The sequence below is a fragment of the bacterium genome (genome assembly GCA_030654305.1).
Lineage (GTDB): Bacteria > Krumholzibacteriota > Krumholzibacteriia > LZORAL124-64-63 > LZORAL124-64-63 > PNOJ01.
In genome coordinates, this window is sequence record JAURXS010000360.1 from 1 (window position 1) to 2,551 (window position 2,551).

The 2,551-nt window shown below is 70.5% G+C and carries 2 protein-coding genes; both read right to left on the reverse strand.

Annotated features, from left to right (window positions below; genetic code table 11):
* Positions 1–265: 265 nt before the first annotated feature.
* Positions 266–1,192: a protein translocase subunit SecF gene (gene secF / locus Q7W29_10280; protein MDO9172206.1), complete on the reverse strand. Its 927-nt coding sequence runs from the start codon at positions 1,190–1,192 to the stop codon at positions 266–268.
* A gap of 55 nt (positions 1,193–1,247) precedes the next feature.
* A partial coding sequence (gene secD, locus Q7W29_10285) for a protein translocase subunit SecD (GenBank protein ID MDO9172207.1) occupies positions 1,248–2,551 on the reverse strand: 1,304 nt, incomplete at its 5' end.

The window sequence follows — 2,551 nt, forward strand, 5'->3', positions numbered from 1 at the left end:
CCGGCGCCGGCGCCGGACACGGCGAGCACGACGCCCTGCGCCAGCAGCAGCAGCGAGGCGACGGAGATCCAGGTGCGGGCTCGACTCGGCAAGGCGTCTCCCGGGGCAACGGGCCGGCGTCGATCTTAACTCACGGGCGGCTCGCCGGAAACGCCGGTTCCGCCCCCTGCGTTCCGGCCGGATCGGGAGCGGGGCCACGGCGCGGCGGGGGGCCACGAAAAAGGGCGCCCCGCGGGGCGCCCTCGAGATGCCGGCGTCGGCGCGCTCACATGGCTTCGCGGCGCCGCGGGTCGGCGACGCGCTTCTCGTGCCACCAGACCAGGATCGGCGCGGCGACGAAGATCGACGAGTAGGTGCCGATGACGATGCCGAAGGTCAGCGCGAAGGTGAAGTCGTGGATCACCGGGCCGCCGAAGAAGTAGAGCATGGCCGAGACCATGACCGTCGTCAGCGAGGTGATCACGGTGCGGCTGAGGGTCTCGTTGATCGAGCGGTCGACCACCGCCGCGTACGACTCGCCGCGCTTGCGCAGCTTCATGTTCTCGCGGATGCGGTCGAAGACCACGATCGTGTCGTTGATCGAGTAGCCGATGATCGTCAGGAACGCCGCGATGATGCTGAGCGAGACTTCCTTGTTCAGCATCGAGAACACGCCCAGGGTGATCGTCACGTCGTGGGCCAGGGCGATGACGGCGGCGATGCCGTACTTGAAGATGAAGCGGACCGAGACGTAGATGATGATCAGGCCCAGGGCCGCGACCATCGAGTTGAAGGCGGCCGTCTTCAGCTCGCCGCCGATCTTCGGCCCCACCGACTCCTCGCGCCGCATCTCGACCGCGGTGCCGGGCAGCCCCTGCTCCAGGACGGACTTCATCGCGGCGGCGGTGTCCAGCCCCGAGACCGCCTTGGCGGTCCCGGTGAAGGTGATCAGGAACTCGTCGGCGGACCCGAAGTCCTGGACCTGCACGCCGGGGTAGCCGCCGCTCTCGAGCAGCGACCGCACGCGCCCGATGTCCGGGGCCGGCGCCATCTTCACCTGCAGCACGGTGCCGCCGGTGAAGTCGATGCTCAGGCGCGGGCCGCCGTGGGCGACGAGCGAGACCACGCCCGCCACGATCAGCAGCCCGGAGAACAACAGCGCGTACCGGAACATCGCGGTGAACCGGACGTTCGTCTGCTTGAAGAACTGCATGCCGGAATCCTCTCCCGGGGCCCGGAGGCCCCCGCTCGCGCCGCGGGGCGGCCGTTCAGATTCGCAACGTCGCGTTCGCGCGGTTGCGCGTGTACGCCTCCAGGACCACCCGCGTCAGCACCAGCGCGGTGAACATGCTCGTCAGGATGCCGATGCTCAGGGTCACGGCGAAGCCCTTGATCGGGCCGGTGCCGAACCAGAGCAGCACGACGCCCACGATCAGCGTCGTCACGTTGGAGTCGACGATGGTGCGCGTCGCGTTGTGGTAGCCGGCGTCGACCGCGGCGCGGGGCGTCTTGTCGCGCCGCAACTCCTCGCGGATGCGCTCGTTGATCAGCACGTTCGCGTCCACGGCCATGCCGACGGTCAGGAAGATGCCGGCGATGCCGGGCAGGGTCAGCACCAGGCCGAACTGGGCCAGCGTCGCCATCATGATCAGCATGTTGACGACCAGGGCCAGCACGGCGACCGCGCCGACGGCCTGGTAGTAGACGATCATGAAGACGACGACGACCAGCGCGCCGATCCAGCCCGCCTTCAGGCCCTGGGCGATGGAGTCGCGCCCGAGGCTCGGGCCGACGGTCCGCTCCTCCTCGATGCGCACGTCCACGGGCAGGGCGCCGGCGCGCAGCATCAGCGCGAGGTCGCCGGCCTGGGCGCTGGTGAAGCTGCCGGTGATCGAGCCGGAGTCGGTGATCTTGGTGATGATCTGGGGCGCCGACTTGACCTTGCCGTCCAGGCTGATGGCCAGGAAGCGGCCCTCGTTGGCGCCGGTGGTCTCGCCGAAGATGCGCGAGCCGCGGCGGTCGAGCGAGAAGTTGACCTGGAACATGCCCGGCTTCTCGGAGTCGGGCTTGCTCGTGGCGGTGGTCAGGCGGTCGCCGGTCAGCGACGGCGTGCGGTCCAGCAGGAACAGGAACACGCCCGGCTGGCCGAAGGGCGAGCGCTCGTCCATGCCGAACTGCAGCTCCATGTCGCGCGGGATCACGCGCGCCGCGGGGCCGGACAGCAGCCGGCGCACCTCCTCGACGGACTCCGAAGGCACGAACATGTAGCTGCCGCCGTACTGGGCCAACTGCTCGTCCACGATGACGCGGCTCGTGAAGGGGCGCTCCCCGCCGGCCGCGGCGGCCGCGTCGGCCGCGTCCTGACCGTCCGGCAGGGCGGGCAGGTCGCCCAGCGCGTCGTCGGCGCCGGGAGCGGCCTGCGTCGCGTCGGCGGTCGTGGCGGCCGCGGGTGCCGCCGTCGCGACCGGACCGGCCGCGACCTTCAGGGCCTCGTCCAGCTTGGTGGCGACGAACGCGGCGTCCTCCCACGGGCGCACCAGCCGGAACTCGAGGCGGGCGGTCGAACCGATCA

Bases quoted from the DNA above. Each gene is read 5' to 3' on its own strand.
- secF (MDO9172206.1), bottom strand. From the start codon at position 1,192: ATGCAGTTCTTCAAGCAGACGAACGTCCGGTTCACCGCGATGTTCCGG.